General features: G+C 70.8%; 21 protein-coding genes and 1 pseudogene. 8 read left to right on the forward strand and 14 right to left on the reverse strand.

What is annotated here, in order from left to right; all coding sequences use genetic code 11:
• Positions 1–42 precede the first annotated feature (42 nt).
• A complete protein-coding gene (locus tag VFF97_RS05085; RefSeq protein WP_325032405.1) occupies positions 43–1,284 on the forward strand; it encodes a trans-sulfuration enzyme family protein in 1,242 nt (413 codons plus the stop codon).
• A gap of 43 nt (positions 1,285–1,327) precedes the next feature.
• Here the strand turns inward: VFF97_RS05085 and VFF97_RS05090 are convergent, their stop codons facing one another.
• From VFF97_RS05090 to VFF97_RS05100, 3 genes are all read right to left on the reverse strand, one after another.
• The gene (locus VFF97_RS05090) at positions 1,328–1,873 is read right to left on the reverse strand and encodes a MerR family transcriptional regulator (RefSeq protein WP_325032406.1); all 546 of its coding nucleotides are present in this window, start codon (positions 1,871–1,873) and stop codon (positions 1,328–1,330) included.
• A 108-nt stretch (positions 1,874–1,981) separates the two neighbouring features.
• Positions 1,982–2,674 (reverse strand): MerR family transcriptional regulator, encoded by a 693-nt coding sequence (locus VFF97_RS05095; RefSeq protein WP_325032407.1) that lies wholly within the window; start codon positions 2,672–2,674, stop codon positions 1,982–1,984.
• A complete protein-coding gene (locus VFF97_RS05100; protein ID WP_325032408.1) occupies positions 2,674–3,183 on the reverse strand; it encodes an FHA domain-containing protein in 510 nt (169 codons plus the stop codon). Before VFF97_RS05100 ends, VFF97_RS05095 begins: the two co-directional genes overlap by 1 nt.
• Positions 3,184–3,371: 188 nt before the next feature.
• Here VFF97_RS05100 and VFF97_RS05105 point away from each other — a divergent pair, with 188 nt between their 5' ends.
• A complete protein-coding gene (locus VFF97_RS05105; protein WP_325032409.1) occupies positions 3,372–3,719 on the forward strand; it encodes a hypothetical protein in 348 nt (115 codons plus the stop codon).
• Between the two features lie 28 nt (positions 3,720–3,747).
• Here VFF97_RS05105 and VFF97_RS05110 read toward each other — a convergent pair whose 3' ends face one another.
• Positions 3,748–4,149 (reverse strand): hypothetical protein, encoded by a 402-nt coding sequence (locus VFF97_RS05110; RefSeq protein WP_325032410.1) that lies wholly within the window; start codon positions 4,147–4,149, stop codon positions 3,748–3,750.
• A gap of 115 nt (positions 4,150–4,264) precedes the next feature.
• Between VFF97_RS05110 and VFF97_RS05115 the strand changes: the two genes are divergently transcribed.
• A complete protein-coding gene (locus VFF97_RS05115; protein ID WP_325032411.1) occupies positions 4,265–4,963 on the forward strand; it encodes a copper resistance CopC family protein in 699 nt (232 codons plus the stop codon).
• A gap of 10 nt (positions 4,964–4,973) precedes the next feature.
• Complete coding sequence (gene lpdA / locus VFF97_RS05120) at positions 4,974–6,371, forward strand: dihydrolipoyl dehydrogenase (protein ID WP_325032412.1); 1,398 nt, start codon at positions 4,974–4,976, stop codon at positions 6,369–6,371.
• Between the two features lie 81 nt (positions 6,372–6,452).
• Here lpdA and VFF97_RS05125 read toward each other — a convergent pair whose 3' ends face one another.
• Together VFF97_RS05125 and VFF97_RS05130 are read right to left on the reverse strand one after the other, a co-directional pair.
• Positions 6,453–7,040, reverse strand: coding sequence for a CYTH domain-containing protein (locus VFF97_RS05125; protein WP_325032413.1), 588 nt, complete (start codon positions 7,038–7,040; stop codon positions 6,453–6,455).
• Between the two features lie 61 nt (positions 7,041–7,101).
• Positions 7,102–7,320, reverse strand: a complete 219-nt coding sequence (locus VFF97_RS05130; RefSeq protein ID WP_325032414.1) for a response regulator — start codon at positions 7,318–7,320, stop codon at positions 7,102–7,104.
• A 155-nt stretch (positions 7,321–7,475) separates the two neighbouring features.
• Here VFF97_RS05130 and glgP point away from each other — a divergent pair, with 155 nt between their 5' ends.
• Together glgP and VFF97_RS05140 are read left to right on the forward strand one after the other, a co-directional pair.
• Entirely contained in the window at positions 7,476–10,034 is a 2,559-nt protein-coding gene (gene glgP / locus VFF97_RS05135; protein ID WP_325032415.1) for an alpha-glucan family phosphorylase, read from the forward strand.
• A 58-nt stretch (positions 10,035–10,092) separates the two neighbouring features.
• Positions 10,093–10,824 carry a glutamine amidotransferase gene (locus VFF97_RS05140; RefSeq protein ID WP_325032416.1) on the forward strand — a complete coding sequence of 244 codons (732 nt, stop codon included), beginning with the start codon at positions 10,093–10,095 and terminating at the stop codon, positions 10,822–10,824.
• Between the two features lie 68 nt (positions 10,825–10,892).
• Here the strand turns inward: VFF97_RS05140 and VFF97_RS05145 are convergent, their stop codons facing one another.
• From VFF97_RS05145 to VFF97_RS05165, 5 genes are all read right to left on the reverse strand, one after another.
• Entirely contained in the window at positions 10,893–11,696 is an 804-nt protein-coding gene (locus VFF97_RS05145; RefSeq protein WP_325032417.1) for an NAD(P)H-hydrate epimerase, read from the reverse strand.
• Entirely contained in the window at positions 11,693–12,718 is a 1,026-nt protein-coding gene (locus VFF97_RS05150) for a YihY/virulence factor BrkB family protein (protein ID WP_325032418.1), read from the reverse strand. Before VFF97_RS05150 ends, VFF97_RS05145 begins: the two co-directional genes overlap by 4 nt.
• A gap of 403 nt (positions 12,719–13,121) precedes the next feature.
• Positions 13,122–13,649 carry an A24 family peptidase gene (locus tag VFF97_RS05155; RefSeq protein WP_325032419.1) on the reverse strand — a complete coding sequence of 176 codons (528 nt, stop codon included), beginning with the start codon at positions 13,647–13,649 and terminating at the stop codon, positions 13,122–13,124.
• A 16-nt stretch (positions 13,650–13,665) separates the two neighbouring features.
• Positions 13,666–13,956 (reverse strand): DUF1905 domain-containing protein, encoded by a 291-nt coding sequence (locus VFF97_RS05160; protein WP_325032420.1) that lies wholly within the window; start codon positions 13,954–13,956, stop codon positions 13,666–13,668.
• Positions 13,957–13,999: 43 nt separating this feature from the next.
• Positions 14,000–14,833 (reverse strand): glycosyltransferase family 2 protein, encoded by an 834-nt coding sequence (locus VFF97_RS05165; protein WP_325032421.1) that lies wholly within the window; start codon positions 14,831–14,833, stop codon positions 14,000–14,002.
• Between the two features lie 88 nt (positions 14,834–14,921).
• Here VFF97_RS05165 and VFF97_RS05170 point away from each other — a divergent pair, with 88 nt between their 5' ends.
• Positions 14,922–15,605 (forward strand): GNAT family N-acetyltransferase, encoded by a 684-nt coding sequence (locus VFF97_RS05170; protein WP_325032422.1) that lies wholly within the window; start codon positions 14,922–14,924, stop codon positions 15,603–15,605.
• 51 nt (positions 15,606–15,656) lie between these two features.
• On the forward strand, positions 15,657–16,193 hold the full coding sequence (locus VFF97_RS05175; RefSeq protein ID WP_325032423.1) for a hypothetical protein: 537 nt from the start codon (positions 15,657–15,659) through the stop codon (positions 16,191–16,193).
• A gap of 13 nt (positions 16,194–16,206) precedes the next feature.
• Here VFF97_RS05175 and VFF97_RS05180 read toward each other — a convergent pair whose 3' ends face one another.
• The 3 genes and pseudogenes from VFF97_RS05180 to VFF97_RS05190 form a co-directional block, all read right to left on the reverse strand.
• Positions 16,207–17,199 (reverse strand): aldo/keto reductase, encoded by a 993-nt coding sequence (locus tag VFF97_RS05180; RefSeq protein WP_325032424.1) that lies wholly within the window; start codon positions 17,197–17,199, stop codon positions 16,207–16,209.
• A 209-nt stretch (positions 17,200–17,408) separates the two neighbouring features.
• Positions 17,409–18,311, reverse strand: a complete 903-nt coding sequence (locus VFF97_RS05185; RefSeq protein ID WP_325032425.1) for an LLM class flavin-dependent oxidoreductase — start codon at positions 18,309–18,311, stop codon at positions 17,409–17,411.
• A pseudogene (locus tag VFF97_RS05190) lies at positions 18,308–19,069 on the reverse strand (BBE domain-containing protein); the annotation flags it as partial. The pseudogene VFF97_RS05190 and the gene VFF97_RS05185, both read right to left, overlap by 4 nt.

Raw genomic sequence — 19,069 nt, forward strand, 5'->3', positions numbered from 1 at the left:
GTGTCGATTGCGAAACGTCGAATGATCGCCGACGATGAGTGCATGGCACCGACGACGTTGCACCCCGACACCGTGGCCGTGCATGCCGGCCGCGAAGACCTCGCGTCGATGGGCGTGCACGCTCTTCCGATCGACCTCTCGTCGACGAGTCCGCTTCCCGACGTGGAGCTCGGCGGGCTCTCGTACGAAGTGCTCGCGACAGGCGGCCGCCCCTTCGACGGCGGCTCGAACGTGTACGCGCGCCTGTGGAACCCGACCGTCGGCCGGTTCGAGGACGCCCTCGCGAAGCTCGAGCACGCCGAAGAGGCCGTCGCCTTCTCGTCGGGCATGGCGGCGATCACGGCCGTGCTGCTGTCGCTTCCCCGCGAGCGTCGCCACGTCGTCGCCGTGCGTCCGCTGTACGGCGGCACCGATCATCTCCTCGACGCCGAGACGCTGGGCACCGAGACGACCTTCACGACTGCCAACGGCATCGCGGACGCCCTGCGCCCCGACACGGGACTCGTGATCGTGGAGTCGCCCGCGAATCCGACCCTCGAGCTCGTCGACATCCGCGCGATCGTCGCGGCCGCGGGCGACGTGCCGGTCGTCGTGGACAACACGTTCGCGACGCCCGTGCTGCAGCGCCCGCTCGACCTCGGCGCCGCGATGGCGCTGCACAGCGCCACGAAGTACCTCGGCGGCCACGGCGACGTCGTGGGCGGCGTCGTCGCGTGCGACGCGAAGACCGCCGCGGCCCTGCGCCGAACCCGTGCGATCACCGGAGCGATCCTGCATCCGCTCGCGGCGTATCTGCTGCATCGCGGACTGTCGACGCTCCCGGTGCGCATGCGCGCCCAGCAGGCGGGCGCCGCACGCGTCGCCCAGCACCTCGCGCGACACCCGCAGGTCGCGCGCGTCCACTTCCCCGGTCTTCCCGGCGCCGACCCGCACGGCCTCATCGGCACGCAGCAGGACGGCCCCGGCGCGATGGTCTCGATCGAGCTCGAGGGCGGCTACGACGCCGCCGTCACCCTCACGTCGAACGTCCGCATCTTCACGCACGCGGTGTCGCTCGGCAGCGTGGACTCGCTCATCCAGCATCCGGCCTCGCTCACCCACCGCCCGGTGGCGGCCGCCGCGAAGCCCGGCGCGGGCCTCGTGCGGCTGTCGATCGGACTCGAGGACCCGGACGACCTCATCGCCGACCTCGATCAGGCTCTCGGGCGAATCGACGGTGTGAGCCGTGCGATGGACGAGACGAACGACGCGGCGACCGTGACGGAGACGTCCGCGACCGTCTGATCCGGCGCCGCTCCGAGCGGTCGGCGCCGGGTCGTGATCCGACTCAGGCCGAGCGCGCGGCGCGACGGGCCGCGAGTTCGTCGACCGCGTCGACCGTCTGCGGATCGAACTCGACGAGAGTCGACTCGACCTCGCGCAGCACCTTCCCGACGGCGATGCCGAACACGCCCTGCCCGCGGCTGACGAGGTCGATGACCTCGTCGTTCGACGTGCACAGATAAACGGACGCGCCGTCGCTCATGAGCGTCGTTCCGGCGAGATCACGGATGCCGGCGGCACGCAGCTGCTCGACCGCCGTGCGGATCTGCTGGAGCGAGATGCCGGTGTCGAGCAGGCGCTTCACGAGCTTCAGCACGAGGATGTCGCGGAATCCGTAAAGGCGCTGCGATCCTGAGCCGCTCGCGCCGCGCACGGTCGGCTCGACGAGCTCGGTGCGGGCCCAGTAGTCGAGCTGGCGGTACGTGATCCCCGCGGCACGGGCCGCCACCGCTCCGCGGTAGCCCACCTCGTCATCCATCGCCGGGAGGCCGTCGGTGAAGAGGAGATCGGCGACGAAACGTGGTTCGTCAGCCGCTTCCGGTGCGGTCATACGCAATCCCCCCTCGTGGATCCCGATGGTTCAACGCTAGATCAGCCCCGGTCCTCGGGCAACGACATCCGACGTGTGTCGCCGACGTGTCGCCCGGACGGGCCCGAATCACGACAGCAGACGCTCCAGCGCCGAGCGGACGAAGATCGCGCGCACTTCGTCGAGCCGACGCGTCAGTTCGGGCGCGAGCTCGCTCGCGCGAGCCCGCGACGACGAGTCGGTGCGGCGCAGCAGCGGCGCGAGCGCCGACTCGACGAGAGCGACATCGCGCTCCGCGCTCTGCCGCAGGGTGCGCACGTGGCGCGGCTCGATGCCGTGCCGATCGAGTGCGACGAGCGCGCGCAGGATCGCCAGCGACTGCTCGGTGTACGTCTCGCCGCCCGGGATCACGCCGGTGCTGATCGCGTCATTGAGCAGCTGCGGCGCGGCACCCGCGGCCGACAGCAGCTCCTCGCGCCGATAGCGGCGCGGCGCCGGCACGATCGACGGCGGCGGAGGCACCGTCGGCGTCGCGGGGTCGCGGCCCGCGTCGAGGTCTTCGAGATACTCGCGGATGACGCTCAGCGGCAGGTAGTGGTCGCGCTGGAGCGTGAGAGCGAGGCGCAGCCGCTCGAGGTCGGCCTGAGAGAACTTGCGGTAGCCGGATTCGGTGCGAAGGGGCGACACGATGCCCTGCACCTCGAGGAAGCGCAGCTTGCTCGAGGTCAGAGTCGGGAACTCCGGGCCGAGCCGCGCGAGAACCTGACCGATGCTCAGCAGGCCCGCGGGCGCGGCGCGCTCGCGGGCGTTGGCGCCTGACATCACGCGTCCGCAGCCTGTGCCAGGTCGGCCGGTGAGACGAAGAAGTTGAGGCGGAACTTTCCGATCCGCACCTCGGAGCCGTTCGTGAGCCGGCCGCGGTCGACGCGCTCGCCGTTCACATACGTGCCGTTGAGCGACCGCTGGTCGACGATCTCGAAGGCGGTGCCGGTGCGCGTCACCTCGGCGTGACGACGCGAGACCGTCACGTCGTCGAAGAAGATGTCGGCCTCGGGGTGGCGGCCGATCGTGGTGACGTCGGTGTCGAGAAGGTATCGCGCGCCGGCCGTGGGCCCGGAGCGCACGATCAGGATCGCGGCGCCGCTGGGCAGTGCATCGATCGCGTCGAGTTCGGCATCGGTCAGGTCGCTGCCGAACGGCACGAACGACAGATCCGAGTCATGCCCGAAGGTCTGCGTCGTGTCGGCTGCACGATCGGCGGAGCCGGCTTCGCCGCTCCCGCCCGCAGCCCGTCGGATCTCGCCCGAGTCGGGTCGGCGAATGTCGTCCACGTGCTCCTCCTCTGGCGTCCAAGCCTATCCGAAAGGTCGTCCGCCGAAAGAGCGGAACGCGCCTTTCCGGTGAGCGGTCCACCGTCACCGCCGCGCAATGTTTCGGCGTGTGTCGGCTCGAGATGCCGGCCGCTCCCGTCCCCCCTAGCCTGGGCGGGGTAATCGAACCTACTGACAGGAGACCCGTCGTGTCGAGTCCGCACAGCCACCTTCCGCCCCTCGAGGTGCGTGAGCGTCCGGCGTGCATGTGCGTCCACGGCGGGGCATGCTCGACCTTCGCGCCCGGGCACGCGCTGCATCTCATCCAGGCACGGCTCGCGGCCGCGACCCCGTCCGAGTGGGTCGACGCGATCGTCGAGAAGACGGATGCCACGGCCGGCACCCTCACGCTGCGCACGATCGACGACGCGACGCGCATCGTCGTGTGGAGCGGGGCCGGCGCGGCATCCGCGGTCTCGGAGGGCACGCCGGTCGCCCTGCACGGACGCTACGACGTCCTCGCCGCGGGCGCGGCGCGGTTCAACGTCCTCCGCTGACGGCGCCGGACTGGCGCCGCCGCCCTCGTCACGCAGCGGCGACCATGGACTCCCGCAGCTTGCTGCACGCGTCCATGCACGCCTTGCACGACTGCGCGCACATGCGGCACACGTCGCTGTGGTCGGCATGCTCCATGCATTCGTCCATGCACTGCTGGCACATGGCGATGCACGCGTCGAGCATGGCCACCATGGTGGCGGGCGTCATCCCCTGCATCCGCAGCATCGCCCGCATCATCGTGTTGCACATGTCCGCGCAGTTCATGCACGCGGGGGCGCACGACATCATCTGGGTCGAGCACACCGTACACGCCTGCTCACATGCCGAGCAGGCGTCCATACAGGCCTGCAGCAGGGACATGTCCATCGTCTCCATGCCCGGCATCGACATCATGTCCTTCGACATGGCGTCCATCATCATGGCGTCCATCTCCCGCACCTCGCTTCCGTCTTCGTCGTCGCTTCGGCGGGGCAGGAGCACCCCGCCTGACGGCATCGTAGGCCCGTGGCACGGCGCACAACACCCCCGGGCTAGGCTCGAAGTCGTGTTGTCACGAGAAGTTCACAAACGGCGTTCCTCTCCGGCCGCACGATGGGCGGCGACGGTCGTCGCGAGCCTCGTCGCGCTGAGCTCGCTCGCGTTCGTCGCCCCACCCGCGGCAGCGCATGACGAGCTCATCTCCGCCGCGCCGGCAGCGGATGAAAGCGTCGAGGCCATTCCCGCCGAGGTGCGGCTGGTGTTCAGCGGCGTGCTGTCCCCCGAGGCCGGCGCCACCGCCGTCGACGTCGTCGACGGCGCGGGGGCCTCGATCGCCGACGGCGAGCCCGTCGTCGAGGAGAACACCGTCACGCAGGCGCTCGACACGGCATCCGGCGCATCCGGCGAGATCCGCGTGCTGTGGCGCGTCGTCTCGAGCGACGGCCACCCGATCTCGGGCGAGTACACGTTCACGGTCGCCGCTGCCCCGGCGCCCACGCCGACCGGCACCGCGACGACCGAGCCGTCGACGCCGGCCACGACGACTCCGACCCCCACGCCCGAGGCGACGACTCCCGCACCGAGCGACGACGGCGACTCGACGTTCGGCGACGTCTGGCCGTGGGTGCTGCTCGGAGTCCTCGTGATCGCCGTGGGGGGTGCCGTGATCTACCTCCTCGTCTCGCGCGCCCGGCGCGAGAACGCTCTGCGCGAACGCGGGGTGGGCACAGGCGACCCCGGCTCCCAGCCGCCCGCCGACCACTAGGCTGGAAGTCATGCCTCACTACGACGTCGCCATCCTCGGCGCGGGGCCCGGCGGGTATGTGGCCGCCGTCCGCGCCGCCCAGCTCGGCCTCACGGTCGCGATCATCGAAGAGAAGTACTGGGGCGGCGTCTGTCTGAACGTCGGATGCATCCCCTCGAAGGCACTGCTGAAGAACGCCGACCTCGCGCACCAGGTGCTGCACAAGGCGGATCTGTTCGGCATCTCGGGAGACGTGCAGTTCGACTTCGGCGTCGCGTGGGACCGCAGCCGCAAGGTGGCCGAGACGCACGTCAAGGGCATCCACTTCCTCATGAAGAAGAACAAGGTCACCGAGTACGAGGGTCGCGGGGCGTTCACCGACGCGAACACCATCGTGGTGACCAAAGCCGACGGCTCGACCGAGACGGTCACGTTCGACAACGCGATCATCGCGACGGGCTCGCGCGTGCGGCTTCTCCCGGGCGTGCAGCTCGGCGGCAACATCGTCACCTACGAGGAGCAGATCCTCGCGCGCGAGTTGCCGAAGTCGATCGTCATCGTCGGCGCCGGCGCGATCGGCATGGAGTTCGCGTTCGTCATGGTCAACTACGGCGTGAAGGTCACGATCGTCGAGTTCCTCGATCGCGCCCTCCCGAATGAGGACGAAGACGTCTCGAAGGAGATCACGCGCCAGTACAAGAAGTACGGCGTCGACATCCTCACCTCGACGAAGGTCGAGACCGTCACCGACCACGGCGACCGCGTCACGGTGACCTACACCGACAAGGACGGCAACGCCGGTTCGATCGACGCCGACAAGGTCATGATGTCGATCGGCTTCGCGCCGAACGTCGAGGGCTTCGGCCTCGAGACCACCGGCGTCACGCTCACCGACCGCGGCGCGATCGAGATCGACGACTACATGCGCACGAACGTGCCGCACATCTACGCGATCGGCGACGTCACCGCGAAGCTGCAGCTCGCTCACGTGGCTGAGGCGCAGGGCGTCGTCGCCGCCGAGACGATCGGCAAGGCCGAGACGATGCCGCTCGGCGACTACCGCATGATGCCGCGCGCGACGTTCTGCTCCCCGCAGGTCGCGTCGTTCGGCCTCACCGAGCAGCAGGCGCGCGACGCGGGCTACGACGTCAAGGTCGCGAAGTTCCCGTTCTCGGCGAACGGAAAGGCGAACGGACTCGGCGAGCCCGTCGGCTTCGTCAAGCTCATCGCCGACGGCGAGCACCTCGAGCTGCTCGGCGGCCACCTCATCGGCCCCGACGTGTCGGAGCTGCTCCCCGAGCTCACCCTCGCGCAGAAGTGGGACCTCACAGCACTCGAGGCGGCGCGCAACGTGCACACCCACCCGACGCTGTCGGAGGCGCTGCAGGAGGGCTTCCACGGGCTCGTGGGTCACATGATCAACCTCTGATCCGAACTCACGACGAAGGGGCGGTGCCGTCAGGCGCCGCCCCTTCGTCGTGCCAGGCGCCGCCCCTTCGTCGAACGGAGGTCAGAGGCCGAGAGCGCGGCCGAGCTTCGAATCGGATGCCGCGACCCGGCCCCCCACGGCGGCGACAGCCTCGGTTGCAGCGTTCAAGAGGCGGGCCCGCTCCTCGGCGTCCGCCGGCGCAGCGGGTCCCAGTTCGAACTCCCATTCGCGCCACGACTCGCTCCGGTCGCGGCGGACGTCGGTCGCGGTGACGCGGTCGTCGACGAACTCCGCCACGACTCCCCCACGCGCGTCGAAAAGGTAGTACGCGATGCGGCTGTTGAGGATGCGGGCGATGAACGTGAGCTGCGCGGCCGAGACGTGCGCAACGGCGGCGGTCACGGCATCCGGAATCTCACCTTCGGCACCGAGCGGCCAGTGCAGCTCGACGCGCGCGCCCTCGGCGTCTCGCGGCCCCTTGATGTGCCAGCCCTCGTCGGGCCCGCCCGTGCGACGGCGCACGGCGTAGCCGGCGCGGCCCAGCGCGTACTCCTCGGAGTCGAAGTAGCGGGAGTCGAGCTCACGCGGCTCGGGCGTCGAGACGCTGGCGACCCCCGGCAGCGACTCGAGATCGGGCAGCGGGGTGTCGGCCGCGACGTCGAACTTCACCTCGAGCTCGACCGAGCGCGCCGGTGCGTCCGTGTCGTGCGGCCGGTCGTGCGTGAAGTCGTCAGTCGTCGTTGGAGGGTCCGATCTCGTCGGTGGCCTCGATGAACCAGAACTCGGCTTCGGTCGGCCCGTCGGACGTGCCCGTCTTGGCGAGATCGCCCTGTCGTCGATAGACGACCTGGCCCTCGCCGTAGGGGACGATGAGCGAGTCGAGGTCGGGGCGTTCGAGCGGAAGCAGCTGCCCGTCGAGCGGGCCCCCGTGGAGTCGTGCGATGGCCATGTGCCGAGCCTAGTCCGCACCTCCCCCATCGGTCATCACGCGATTCCGCGGCGCGCCGGGGTTTCCCGCACCGGGCGACGGAGGCGCGGCCGGCCCGCCGCGCGCGGGCCCCGAGCCGTTCAAGAGCCCTGCGACAGCGTCTATAGACTCGTCGGGTGAAGGCCATCCGCACGTTCACCGTTCGTCCCGTCCTCGCCGACGCACTGGCCCCGCTCGACCGGCTCGCCTCGAACTGGCGGTGGTCGTGGAGTCGCGCGACGCACGCCCTCTTCGCCTCGATGGATCCCGACCTGTGGCGCGAGATCGGCGAGAACCCCGCCCGCATGCTCGGCGCGCTCGGGCAGCGGAGGCTCGACGAGCTCGCCCACGACGAGGACTTCCTCGCGCGCCTGCGCGCCGAGGACGAGCGCCTGACCGCCTACCTCGAGGGCGAGCGGTGGTATCAGCACCTCGATGGCCCGAAGCCGCAGCACATCGCGTACTTCTCCCCCGAGTTCGGCGTCGACGGATCCCTGCCGCAGTACTCGGGCGGCCTCGGCATCCTCGCGGGCGACCACCTCAAGAGCGCCTCCGACCTCGGCGTCCCGCTCACGGGCGTGGGCCTCTTCTACCACGCCGGCTATTTCCGGCAGTCGATCGGCGACGACGGCTGGCAGCGCGAGAGTTACCCGCTGCTCGATCCCTACGGCCTGGGCCTCACGCTGCTGCGCGACGAATCGGGCGCACCCGTCGAGATCGTCCTCGACCTTCCGGGCGACCGCCGCCTCGCGGCGCGCGTGTGGATCGCCGACATCGGTCGCGTGCCCCTCCTCCTGCTCGATTCCGAGACGCCCTCCAACAGCGAGGAGCTGCGCAAGGTCACCGACCGCCTGTACGGAGGCGGCGGCGAGCACCGTCTGCTTCAGGAGCTCCTGCTGGGCGTCGGCGGCGTGCGCGCGCTGCGGGCGTGGTGCCGGCTCACGGGGCATCCGACGCCCGACGTCTACCACACGAACGAAGGGCACGCGGGCTTCCAGGGGCTCGAGCGGATGTCGGAGCTCATCACGCAGGACGGTCTCGCGTTCGACGAGGCGCTCGTGCAGGTGCGGGCCTCCACCGTGTTCACCACCCACACGCCGGTGCCCGCGGGCATCGACCGGTTCCCTCGCGACCTCATCGAGGCGTACCTCGGCAGCCGCCTGTTCGCGGGTCTCGACGCGGGCCGCGCCCTCGCGCTCGGCCTCGAGGAGTACCCCGGCGGCGACCCCGGCGTGTTCAACATGGCCGTCCTCGGACTGCACCTGGGCAAGCACGCGAACGGCGTGTCCCTCCTCCACGGGCAGGTGAGCCGTCGCATGTTCGGCTCGCTGTGGCCGGGGGTCGACGAGAACGAGGTGCCGATCACCTCGATCACGAACGGCGTGCACGCGCCGACGTGGCTCCATCCCGCGCTCAAGGGGCTCAGCGAGCGCGCGTTCGGCGACGCGCACGTGCCGAACCACGACTGGCGCGACGCGGCGGCCGTGTCGGACGAAGAGCTGTGGGGCATCCGCCGCGAGATGAAGACCGAGCTCATCGGCGAGGCCCGACGCCGGCTCGTCGCGGCCGTCGAAGACAGCGGAAACGTGGTGCCCGCGTGGATCGAGGACGCCCTCGACCCCGAGGTGCTCACGATCGGCTTCGCGCGGCGCGTTCCGACGTACAAGCGCCTCACGCTCATGCTGCGTGACCCCGAGCGGCTGACGCGCATCCTCACCGACCCCGAGCGCCCCGTGCAGATCGTCATCGGCGGCAAGTCGCACCCCGCCGACGATTCGGGCAAGATCCTCATCCAGCAGCTCGTGCGGTTCAGCCGCGACCCCCATGTGCGCGGCCGCATCGTGTTCCTGCCCGACTACGACATCACGCTCGCGAAGACCCTCTACCCCGGCTGCGACGTGTGGCTCAACAACCCGCTGCGCCCCCTCGAGGCGTGTGGCACCAGCGGCATGAAGGCGGCGCTCAACGGCGCGCTCAACCTGTCGATCCGCGACGGGTGGTGGGACGAGTGGTTCGACGGCGAGAACGGCTGGGCGATCCCGACCGCCGACACCGCGTCGAGCGACGAGGAGCGCGACGACGCCGAGGCATCCGCGCTCTATGACCTGATCGAGCACCAACTCGTGCCGAAGTTCTACGAGCGCGAAGGCGGCGTGCCGCGCGCGTGGCTGCGCATGGTGCGCCACACGATGACCGACCTCGGCAAGAAGGCGACGAGCGACCGCATGGTGCGTGAGTACGTCGAGCGGCTGTACGTGCCCGCCGCCGAGCACGACGCGGCCCTGCGTGCCGACGCGCACGCGGGTGCGCGCGAGCTCGCGGCCTACGTCGCACGCGTGCGCGACGCGTGGTCCGAGGTGCGCGTCGACAGCGTCGACGGATCGGGCATCCCGCAGCAGGCGCAGGCGGGCGACACGTTCGAAGTGCGCGCCGGCGTGCGGCTCGGGCGCCTCACGGCCGACGACGTCGAGGTGCAGCTCGCGTACGGGCGCACCGACGAGGACGACGACATCGCCGACGACCACTCGCTGCATCCGCTCACGCCCACCGGCGAGACGAACGACGGCGTGACGACGTTCGGCTGCACGCTGCCGCTCGACGTCACGGGAACCTTCGGTTACACCGTGCGAGTGGTGCCGAAGCATCCGCAGCTCGTGACGCCGGTCGAGCTGGGACTCGTGACGTACGCGGCGTGACGTTCGTCTCGCTTCGTCTCGCTTCGCTCGCTCAGCGACCGGAGGATAACGTGACCGTGTGAAGCCGTTCGTACTGCTGGCGACGCGCGCCGAGGACGTTCCCGCCGACGAGGAGTACGCGCTGTTCCTGCGCGCCACCGGGCTCGATGAGCGCGACCTCGTGCGCGTGCGCCTCGAGGCCGGACCCATGCCGGAGTTGGCCCTCGACGACCTGTCGGGCATCTTCGTCGGGGGCGGTCCGTTCAACGCATCCGACCCGCCCGAACGCAAGTCCGACGTGCAGCAGCGCGTCGAGGCGGAGTTCGCACACCTGCTCGATCAGGTGGTCGCGCGCGACTTCCCGTTCCTGGGCGCGTGCTACGGCATCGGCACGCTCGGCGCGCATCAGGGCGCCACGATCGACCGCACGTACTCGGAGCCGATCAGCGTCGTCACCGTCGAGATGACCTCGGAGGGGGCGACCGACCCGCTGCTGGCCGGTGTCCCCGAGCGGTTCGAGGCCTTCGTAGGACACAAGGAGGCGATCAGCGCGCTTCCGCCGCACGCGACGTTGCTCGCCCGGTCGGAGGGCGCGCCGGTGCAGATGTTCCGCGTCGGCAGGAATGTGTACGCGACGCAGTTCCACCCCGAGCTCGACCTGCCGGGCATCGAGACGCGCATCCACGCCTACGCCGACTACGGGTACTTCGCCCCCGACGAGCTCGACCTCGTGCTCGCGGCCGTGCGGCGGGTGCCGGTCATGCACCCCGGGCGGATGCTGCAGAACTTCGTGGAGCTCTACGCGCGGTGAAAGCGCCGGGCGGAAACGGGCTCGCGGGGCAGCGGACGCGCCGCGACCCTGGATTCAGCCCGGCGCTTTCACGCACCCGCGTCACGAGGGCGCCCCGCGACCGCGTACGCGACAGGACCGCTCGTGAGCGGCGCCTCCGCGAAAGGCAGATCGAAGTCGACGAACACGATCGCCCCGCTCAGCTCCGGTCCTCGCGCGGTGATGAGGCCGGGCTTCACGGCGCCGAAGGTGACGGTGACGGATGCCGGAAGCACGACGTCGTCCGCGGTGGTCCCCTCATCGGGGTGCAGTCCGCTCGGCAGGTCCACCGCGATCACGCGCGGGTGCCCGGCGCGCACCGCCGGCAGGAGCGTGGTGACGACCTCTCGCGCGGCGCCGCGCAGCGCGGGGTCGCCGGTCGTGCCGATGCCGAGGATGCCGTCGATGACGAGGTCGTAGGCGGCGGCATCCGCCTTCACCTGATCGAGGTCGACGCGCCGTGCCCCGGCGGCGAGCGCCGTCTCTAGGCCCTGCTCGTGCGCGGAATCGGAGGTGCAGAACACGTCGATCGCGAGATCGTCGGCGGGCGGGTCGTCAGCGCCGGCGCGCTGCGGCAGCCACTGCAGCAGCGCCGCCGCGGCGAAGAGCGCGTCTCCTCCGTTGTTGCCCTTGCCCGCGAGCACGAGCAGTCGCCCGACGATCGGCGAACCGGCCTCGCCGGGCAGGTCCCGACCGCCCGTGCGCGCCGTGACTCCGGGGTCGACGAGCTCGTCCGCGATGACCTGCGCGAGGGCGCGCGCGGCCCACAGCATGAGCGGCACGCCCTTCTCGAGTTCGGGCTGCTCAGCGGCGCGCACCTGCGCGGCGCCGTACACGGGCACCCACTCGGTCATCGTCCCCTCCGTTCCTTCTCCTCCATCGCGCGGGCGAGCTGAAGCTCCTCGGTCGCGACGGTGACGGCGTCCTCCGCGCGCCGCAGGCGCCGCTGCGCGAACGTCTCGGCGCCGTACTTGGCCCGCACGCGGTCGGTGCGCTCGGCGGCACCCACGATGATGTAGGCGCTCGCGATGAGGATCACCTGCGCCGACAGGTTGAACCACAGCAGGAGTGCGATCAGCGACGCGAACGACGCGAGCAGCGGGTTGGAGCCGGCACCGCTGATGAACAAACCCGACAGCTGTTGCAGGACGGTGAGTCCGAATGCACCCAGGAGGGCGCCGCTCCACAGCGCGCGAGCGGGTACGCGCTCGCCGCTCAGGACGCGGAACAGGACGGCGATCACGACGGCGTCGAGCGCGAACACGACGACGGCGGCGACGCCGCGTCCGGCGATCTCGACGACCGGATGCCCCGGCGGCAGCCCGAGCCAGCCTGCGACGAGCTCGATTCCCGCCGTCCCGAAGAAGGTGATCGCGGCCGATACGCCGAGCGCCATGGCGAAGCCGATCGCGACGGCGAGGTTGCGCAGGATCACCCAGTACCAGGCGAGGTCGTCCACGACCTTGTCGGAGAGGACGAGCAACGCGGCCCGGAGCGAGCCGATCGCGCCGATCGCCGCGCCGACGAGACCGACGAGCGAGATGATGCCCGCGATCGTGAGGCCGGCCGGCACCTGGATGTCGTCGGGATCGATGAGTCCGCCCTCGCCGACGAGGCCGGGGACCGCCGCATCGACCCCGTCGATGAGCGCCTGCCACGCCGCGGGATTGCCCGCGAGCCACAGCCCCGCGATCGAGAAGCCGAGCAGCACACCGGCGAAGACGCTGAACAGCGTGCGGTATGTGACGGAGTCCGCCCACGCCGGTCCGCGGTGCTCGACGTAATGGAGCACCGCGCGGACGATCTTGAGCGACAGGGCCCACGCGATGATGCGCTGGAGGACGTTGCGCGAGCGGATCGTCTCTGCCTCGGCCATGGTGAGAGGCTATCGAGGGCGAGGCTCGGCGCGCGGGGGGCTTGACGCGAGGCGAGTCGCGGATGCCGCTGTCCGCGCCGTCACGTATGATCGAGTTCAGGGGGGATGGGGATCCCCTGTTTCTGGGGATTTGGGGATTGCCGTGAAGGTACTCGCAAGGACGCCCGCGCGCACGGGCCGTCGGCCGGACGCGCCGGCCGCACTGGTTCCTCCGCATCGCCACCGCTCGTCGAAGCCGGGCCCTCACCATGCGACGGCCGAGGAGGTTCTGCGCGTCACCACGTGACCCCCGCAGCCCGGTCGTCCTCTCAGACCGGGGCCGGGCGCCGTGCGAGCGACACCCCCCGTCGCGTCCCGCGCCCGGCCCTCTCCCTCGCCCGCGAAGAGCCCCGCGCCGTGACGCTCAGGCGACCGCGAGCAATCCGGCGTACCAGTGGCCCAGGTCCTCACCGGCGAAGACACCGATCCACGCACCGGCGAGCATCCACGGCCCGAACGGAATGGCCGTCTTGCGGCCCGCCCGCCTGGCGAGAAGGAGCAGGACGCCGAAAAGCCCGCCGAGAAGGAACGCGGCGAACGCGCCGACCGCGAGCGCGCCCCACCCGATCCACCCGAGGTAGAAGCCGATGAGGCCGGCGAGCTTGACGTCGCCGCCACCCATGCCGCTCGGTCGCACCAGGCGCAACGTGAAGTAGAAGACGTACAGGGCCGCCATGCCGATGACTGCGCGAAGCAAGGCGACGAGGTCGCCGGAGAGGACCGCCGCTGACGTGAGGAGGACGGCTGCCACGATGTAGCTCGGCAGCACGATGCGGTTCGGCAGGCGGTGCGTGCGCAGATCGATCACCGTGAGCACGACGGAGACCACCGCAAGATAGAGCAGTGCGACGACGACGAGCACGAGCGCGATGCTCTCGCTGGGTCCGGGCATCGGTCAGGCCCTGTCGTCAATCGACCGTCTCGAGACGCACCGTGCAGACGTCGCCGAGCTCCAGACCCTCGGCCCTGCGCACCGCCTTCTTGAGCGGGAGCGCATACGTGTCGCCGCTCGGGAAGATCGAGGTCGTCCACTCGGTGGCGCCGATGCCCACGCGCACGCGAACGGACCCGAAGCCGCGTGGCATGCGCGGCACTTCGCGGATGTCGGCGCTGAGCTCCTCGGGAACCGTCACGAAGAGCCAGCCGTCGTCGTTGCGCGCCTGCCAGCGCCAGATCTCGGCCTCGAACTCGAACCGCACGACTTCACGCTAGTCGCGCCCGCCGACATCGGCGCTCGTCGTGTCAGCGCCCGGCCGCGGGGGCCCAGCCGTCCTCGTCCGTCCAGGTGTCGGCATCCGTCGCCCACTCCTCGGCCGGCTCGGGAGACCACGTGCCCCCCGCGTACGCACCGTCGTCGCGCCGGCGCCAGGGCGCACCCTCGGGCCAGCTCACGGCGAACGTCGGGAACACCTTCCACACGCGCTTGCCGATGGCGACAGGCGTCTTGAAGGGCCGCGCCGACACGGGCATGCGCAGCTGCGGGTCGTAGCGCACGCCATCGGAGCGACGCAGCCGGATCGTGAGGTCGAGGTCGTCGTGCACGCGCGGATTCGTACGGGCGACCTTGTCGCGCACCCGCTCCCACACGCGCGTGCGCATCGCGAAGTTCGACCCGAACACGAGCGGCACGCCGAGCCACTTCGGGATCAGGCGGTGGCCGAGACCCACGTACCAGTGGTCGCCGATGTGGTTGACGAGCCGGTTGCCGCCGTAGAACTCGGATGCGCCGCTGAGCACGCCCAGCGACGGGTCGGCGACGAACGCACGGACGATGCGCGCGATCCAGTCCGGGTGCGGACGCGAGTCGGCGTCGAGCCGCGCGATGATGTCGGTGTCGGCCATGGCTTCGTCGTAGCCGCGCGCAGCTGCGGGCCAGATGCCGACGAGCTCCTCGCGGATCACCTCCGCGCCGTGACGGCGGGCGACGGATGCAGAGCCGTCCGTGCTCCCGTTGTCGACGACGATCACGCGGTCGGCGCGCCGGGTCTGCGCGTCGAGCGCTTTGAGGCACTCCTCAAGGAACTCCGCATCATTTCGGCACGGGATGACCACCGTGACACGGAGTTGGAGAGGCACCGTCTCACCATACTCCTGCCCGAAACCGCGGGGCGGGAGACACGTCCGGGCACGGCACGGTGTCCGAACGCGGGACTACGCTGACCGCATGCGCGGGTCGGAGCGACAGGATCCCGATACGAGAGCAGCGGATGCGCCGGATGCTCCCGCTCCGGTCGCACGCGCTGCGGAGGCGGTGTCGGAGGGCGAGCTGCGCATCGTCCCCGCGAACCACGCGTCGTGGGACGACCTCCAGGCCATCCTCACCGGCACCGCCGGGCGATGCCAATGCGAACGGCAGCGGCTGGGCGACCGCGACTGGTGGCACCTGCCCGTCGAGGAGCGCGCGGCGATCTTCCGCGAGGAGACGCACTGCGGCGATCCGCGGGCGAAGGAGACCATCGGACTCGTCGCGTACCTCGACGGCGAGCCGGCCGGCTGGTGCGCAGTCGACCGGCGGGGGGTGTACGGCCGCGTGCGCGGCTCCCCCGTGCCGTGGAAGGAGCGCCCGTTCGAGAACAAGGACGACGACACCGTGTGGGCGATCCCATGCCTCGTCGTGCGGAAGGGCTACCGCCACCGGCACCTCACGTACGAGCTGGTCGCCGCAGCAGTCGACTACGCGCGTGAGCGCGGTGCGCGGGCGATCGAGGGGTACCCGCTGCTCACGGGGGGCAAGGAGGTCATCTGGGACGAGATGAGCGTCGGCTCCGTCGGCGCGTTCGCGGCCGCGGGGTTCCGCGAGGTATCGCATCCGACGAAGCGGCGCGTCGTGATGCGCGTCGATCTCTGACGCTCCGTCCGCCATCGAATCGGACGGGCCGCCCTGAATAGAGTGTCCCCCGTGCACTACCTGCGTGACGGAGTGTTCATTCTGGGGTGGTTCAGTCTTCTGGGCGCCGTGTGGTTCTGGTGGGCGTTGGAGGCTCCGCCGCGTCGCGCCCGCCCGTGGCTCGGTGTCGGGCTCGTGCTCAGTGTGCTCGGCGCCCTCGTCGGCGGCTTCTCCACGTGGCGGTTCTGGAGCACGCAGTCGATGCTCGACGACCGGCTGGAGATCTTCGGACTCGTCCTCGCCGCGACGGTCATCGTCGCCGTCGTGGCGTGGGTCGTCCTGACGGGCACGGGCCGCGAAGCCTCGATCCCGCTCGCGGTCGCAGTCATCGTCGCGCTGCACTTCGTCCCCCTCGCGTACCTGCTCGGCGACTGGGGACTCGTCGTGCTCGCGCTCGGCCAGCTCGTGCTGGTCATCCTCGCCTCGCGCTTCGCGAAGCGGCGCGAGCTCGCGCCGAGCTATCCCATCGGGGTCGTGATGGGCGTCTCGCTGCTCGGATCGGCCGTCGTCGCCGCCGTGCTGTGGCTCCCGCGCGCTCTCGCCGCGTGAACTGCGAGCGACCTCACCACTGCGGGTGGATCGCGTTCCGCAGCCGCCGGTCGTAGACGTCGTGCACGACGCGGTCGAACGCCTCGAGGTCGAAACCCCCGTCCAGCAGGTCCGCCGCTGCGGCGTTCGACTCCGCCTGACGCACGTTGCGCGCACCCGGGATGACACTCGTGACACCGGGACGCGACGCGATCCACGCGAGGGTCGCGGCCGGCAGCGAGATTCCCTCGGGGAGGGCTTCGGCGAGCTCGGATGCCGCGGCCAGGCCTTCCTCGAAGTCGACGCCCGAGAACGTCTCGCCCCGGTCGAACGCTTCGCCGTGACGGTTGTACGTCCGGTGGTCGTCGGCAGCGAACGTCGTCGAACTCGTGTACTTGCCCGAGAGGAGCCCCGATGCGAGCGGGACGCGAGCGAAGATCGCGACGCCGGCCTCCGCAGCGGCCGGCAGCACCTCGTCGAGCGGCTTGAGCCGGAACGGGTTGAAGATGATCTGGACGTTCGTGACGTTCGGGCGTGCGATCGCCGCGATCGCCTGCGCGCACGTCTCGACCGACACGCCGTAGGCCGCGATCGCGCCCTCCGCGACGAGCTCGTCGAGGGCGTCGTACGTCGCGTCGGCCTCGATCACCGACGTCGGCGGGCAGTGCAGCTGCACGAGGTCGAGGGTGTCGACGCCGAGGTTCCGGCGTGAGCGCTCGGTCCACGCGCGGAAGTTCTCGGGCGAGTAGTTCTCGTGCACCTGCGGCAGGCGCCGGCCCATCTTCGTCGCGACGGTGATGCCGTGCCCGGGCCGCTCGGCGAGGAACCGCCCGATGATCGACTCGCTGCGCCCGTCACCGTACACATCCGCGGTGTCGAACAGGGTGACGCCGTGATCGACGGATGCCGCGAGCACCGCTCGTGCGTCGTCCTCGGTCACCGCACCCCAGTCCGCGCCGAGCTGCCACGTGCCGAGGCCGATGGCCGAGATGTCGCGTCCGGTGCGTCCGAGGGGTCGTTGCTGCATGCGTTACAGCATGCCACCGGCGGCGCCCACCCGGATGCTCGTCCCCCGGTCGCTGAGTGAGCGAAGCCCCCGCCCGGACGCTGCGCGAGCGAAGCCCCCACCCGGCCGCTGAGCGAGCGAAGCGAGACGAAGCGCCAGCGACGAGGCGCTTCGTCTCGGTCGCTCCGCTCCCTCGCTCAGCGTCCGGGGGCGGTCGCCTCGCGTCGCGGTCAGCGTCCGCGCTCGCGCGCGACGAGCTCGCGCGCCGCGGGAGCGACCTCGGCGCCGAAGCGCTCGGTCATCGCGATGTCGTCGCCTCCGATGATGAACGCGCTGACGCCGTAGTTGAGCGCCATGTCGGCGATGTGATCCACCCACGCCTCGGGCGGGCCGTTGAGCAGTCCCCGCTCGCTCGGCGCGAAGCCGACGCGCATGAAGTTGAACACCCGACGCACGTCGGCCGGGTCACGCCCCGCTTCCGCCGCGGCGGCGTCGATGCGCGCGTTGGCATCGGGCACGCGCGCAAGGCCGCCCTCGATGTACTCGAGCGTCGGAAGCCAGCCGTCGCCCATCGCGCCCGTGAGCTCCAGCATCCGCGGCTTGTAGGCCCCCACCCAGATCGCGATGTCGTGGGCGGGCCGCGGGCCGCGCTTGGCGCCCCTCGCGGTGTAGTACTCGCCGTCGACGCGCACGATCTCGGGGTTGTCGACGTCCCACAGTTCGCGGATGATCTGGATCGCCTCCTTGAGCGCGGTGACGCCCTGCCCCGGGGTGAGCTTGCGCCCGCCCATCGCGGCGATCGCATCCCAGAATCCGCCCGCGCCGATGCCGAGCTCGAAGCGGCCGCCGCTCAGGATGTCGAGCGACGCCGCCGCGCGCGCGAGCACGGCGGGCGGCCGCAGCGGCAGGTTGGCGACGTTGGCGCTCAGGTGCACGTTCTCGGTGCGGGCGGCGGCGAACGCGAGCAGGGTCGACGTGTCGAGGAACGCAGGCTGGTACGGGTGGTCCTGGAAGGTCACGAGGTCGAGGCCGGCACGATCGGTCGCGACCGCCATGTCGAGCACGTGCTCGGCGTTCTTGGCGGTCGGCGTGACGAAGGTGCCGAAGAGAAGGTCGTGGCCGTAGTCGGTCATGCGATGGCCTCCGTGGGGGTCTGGTCGGATGCGAGCGAGGGCGCATCCGCGGGGTCGATGTTGAAGTTGTCGCGCAGGAGGTTGTGGGGATCGTATCGGCGCTTGAGCTCGCGCAGGCGGTCGAGCGCGCGCGGAGGGAACGCGTCGCGCAGCGTCTGCGGCGTGCGCTCGGTCTCGAAACTGAGGTAGAGGCCCTCCGTGTGACGGCGCAGCGGCGCCCACGCGCGATTCAGCCGGTCGTCGCGCGCACCCATAGCCGTCACGTGGAATGCGGGCGTGCGGAAGGCGAAGGCCGTGGCATCCGGTTCGACGTCGGCGATCGCACCGCCCATCGCGCGCAACTGGAAGAAGTGCACGGCGCCCGTGGAGAGCATCTCGGCCGCGTCGCGCGCGAACTCCGGGGTGAGCTCGTCGAGGAAGGCCGAGCGCGAGTGCGGCTCACCGTACCCGTGCTGCCCCTCGGGACCCACGTCCGCCGCCATCGCCATCACCGACTCGTACGACGTCATGACGACCTGCTGCTCGGCGAGCATGCCGAGCTCGAGGAACGGCGTGAGCCGCGCGACGACGGTGTCGGCATCCGGGTTGTCGACCATGCCGTACAGCTGCAGCTGCGCCATGCCCTGCCGAGGCTGGCCGGTCACGAGGAAGACGGTCGTGTCGCGGGGCGCCGTGCTCGCCAACTCCCCGTACCGGCGCAGCGACCTCTCGAGGTCGTCCGTCACGAACATGAGCTGCGCCCACCCGACGGCCCCCAC

It is taken from the genome of Microbacterium sp. (genome assembly GCF_035687345.1).
Lineage (GTDB): Bacteria > Actinomycetota > Actinomycetes > Actinomycetales > Microbacteriaceae > Microbacterium.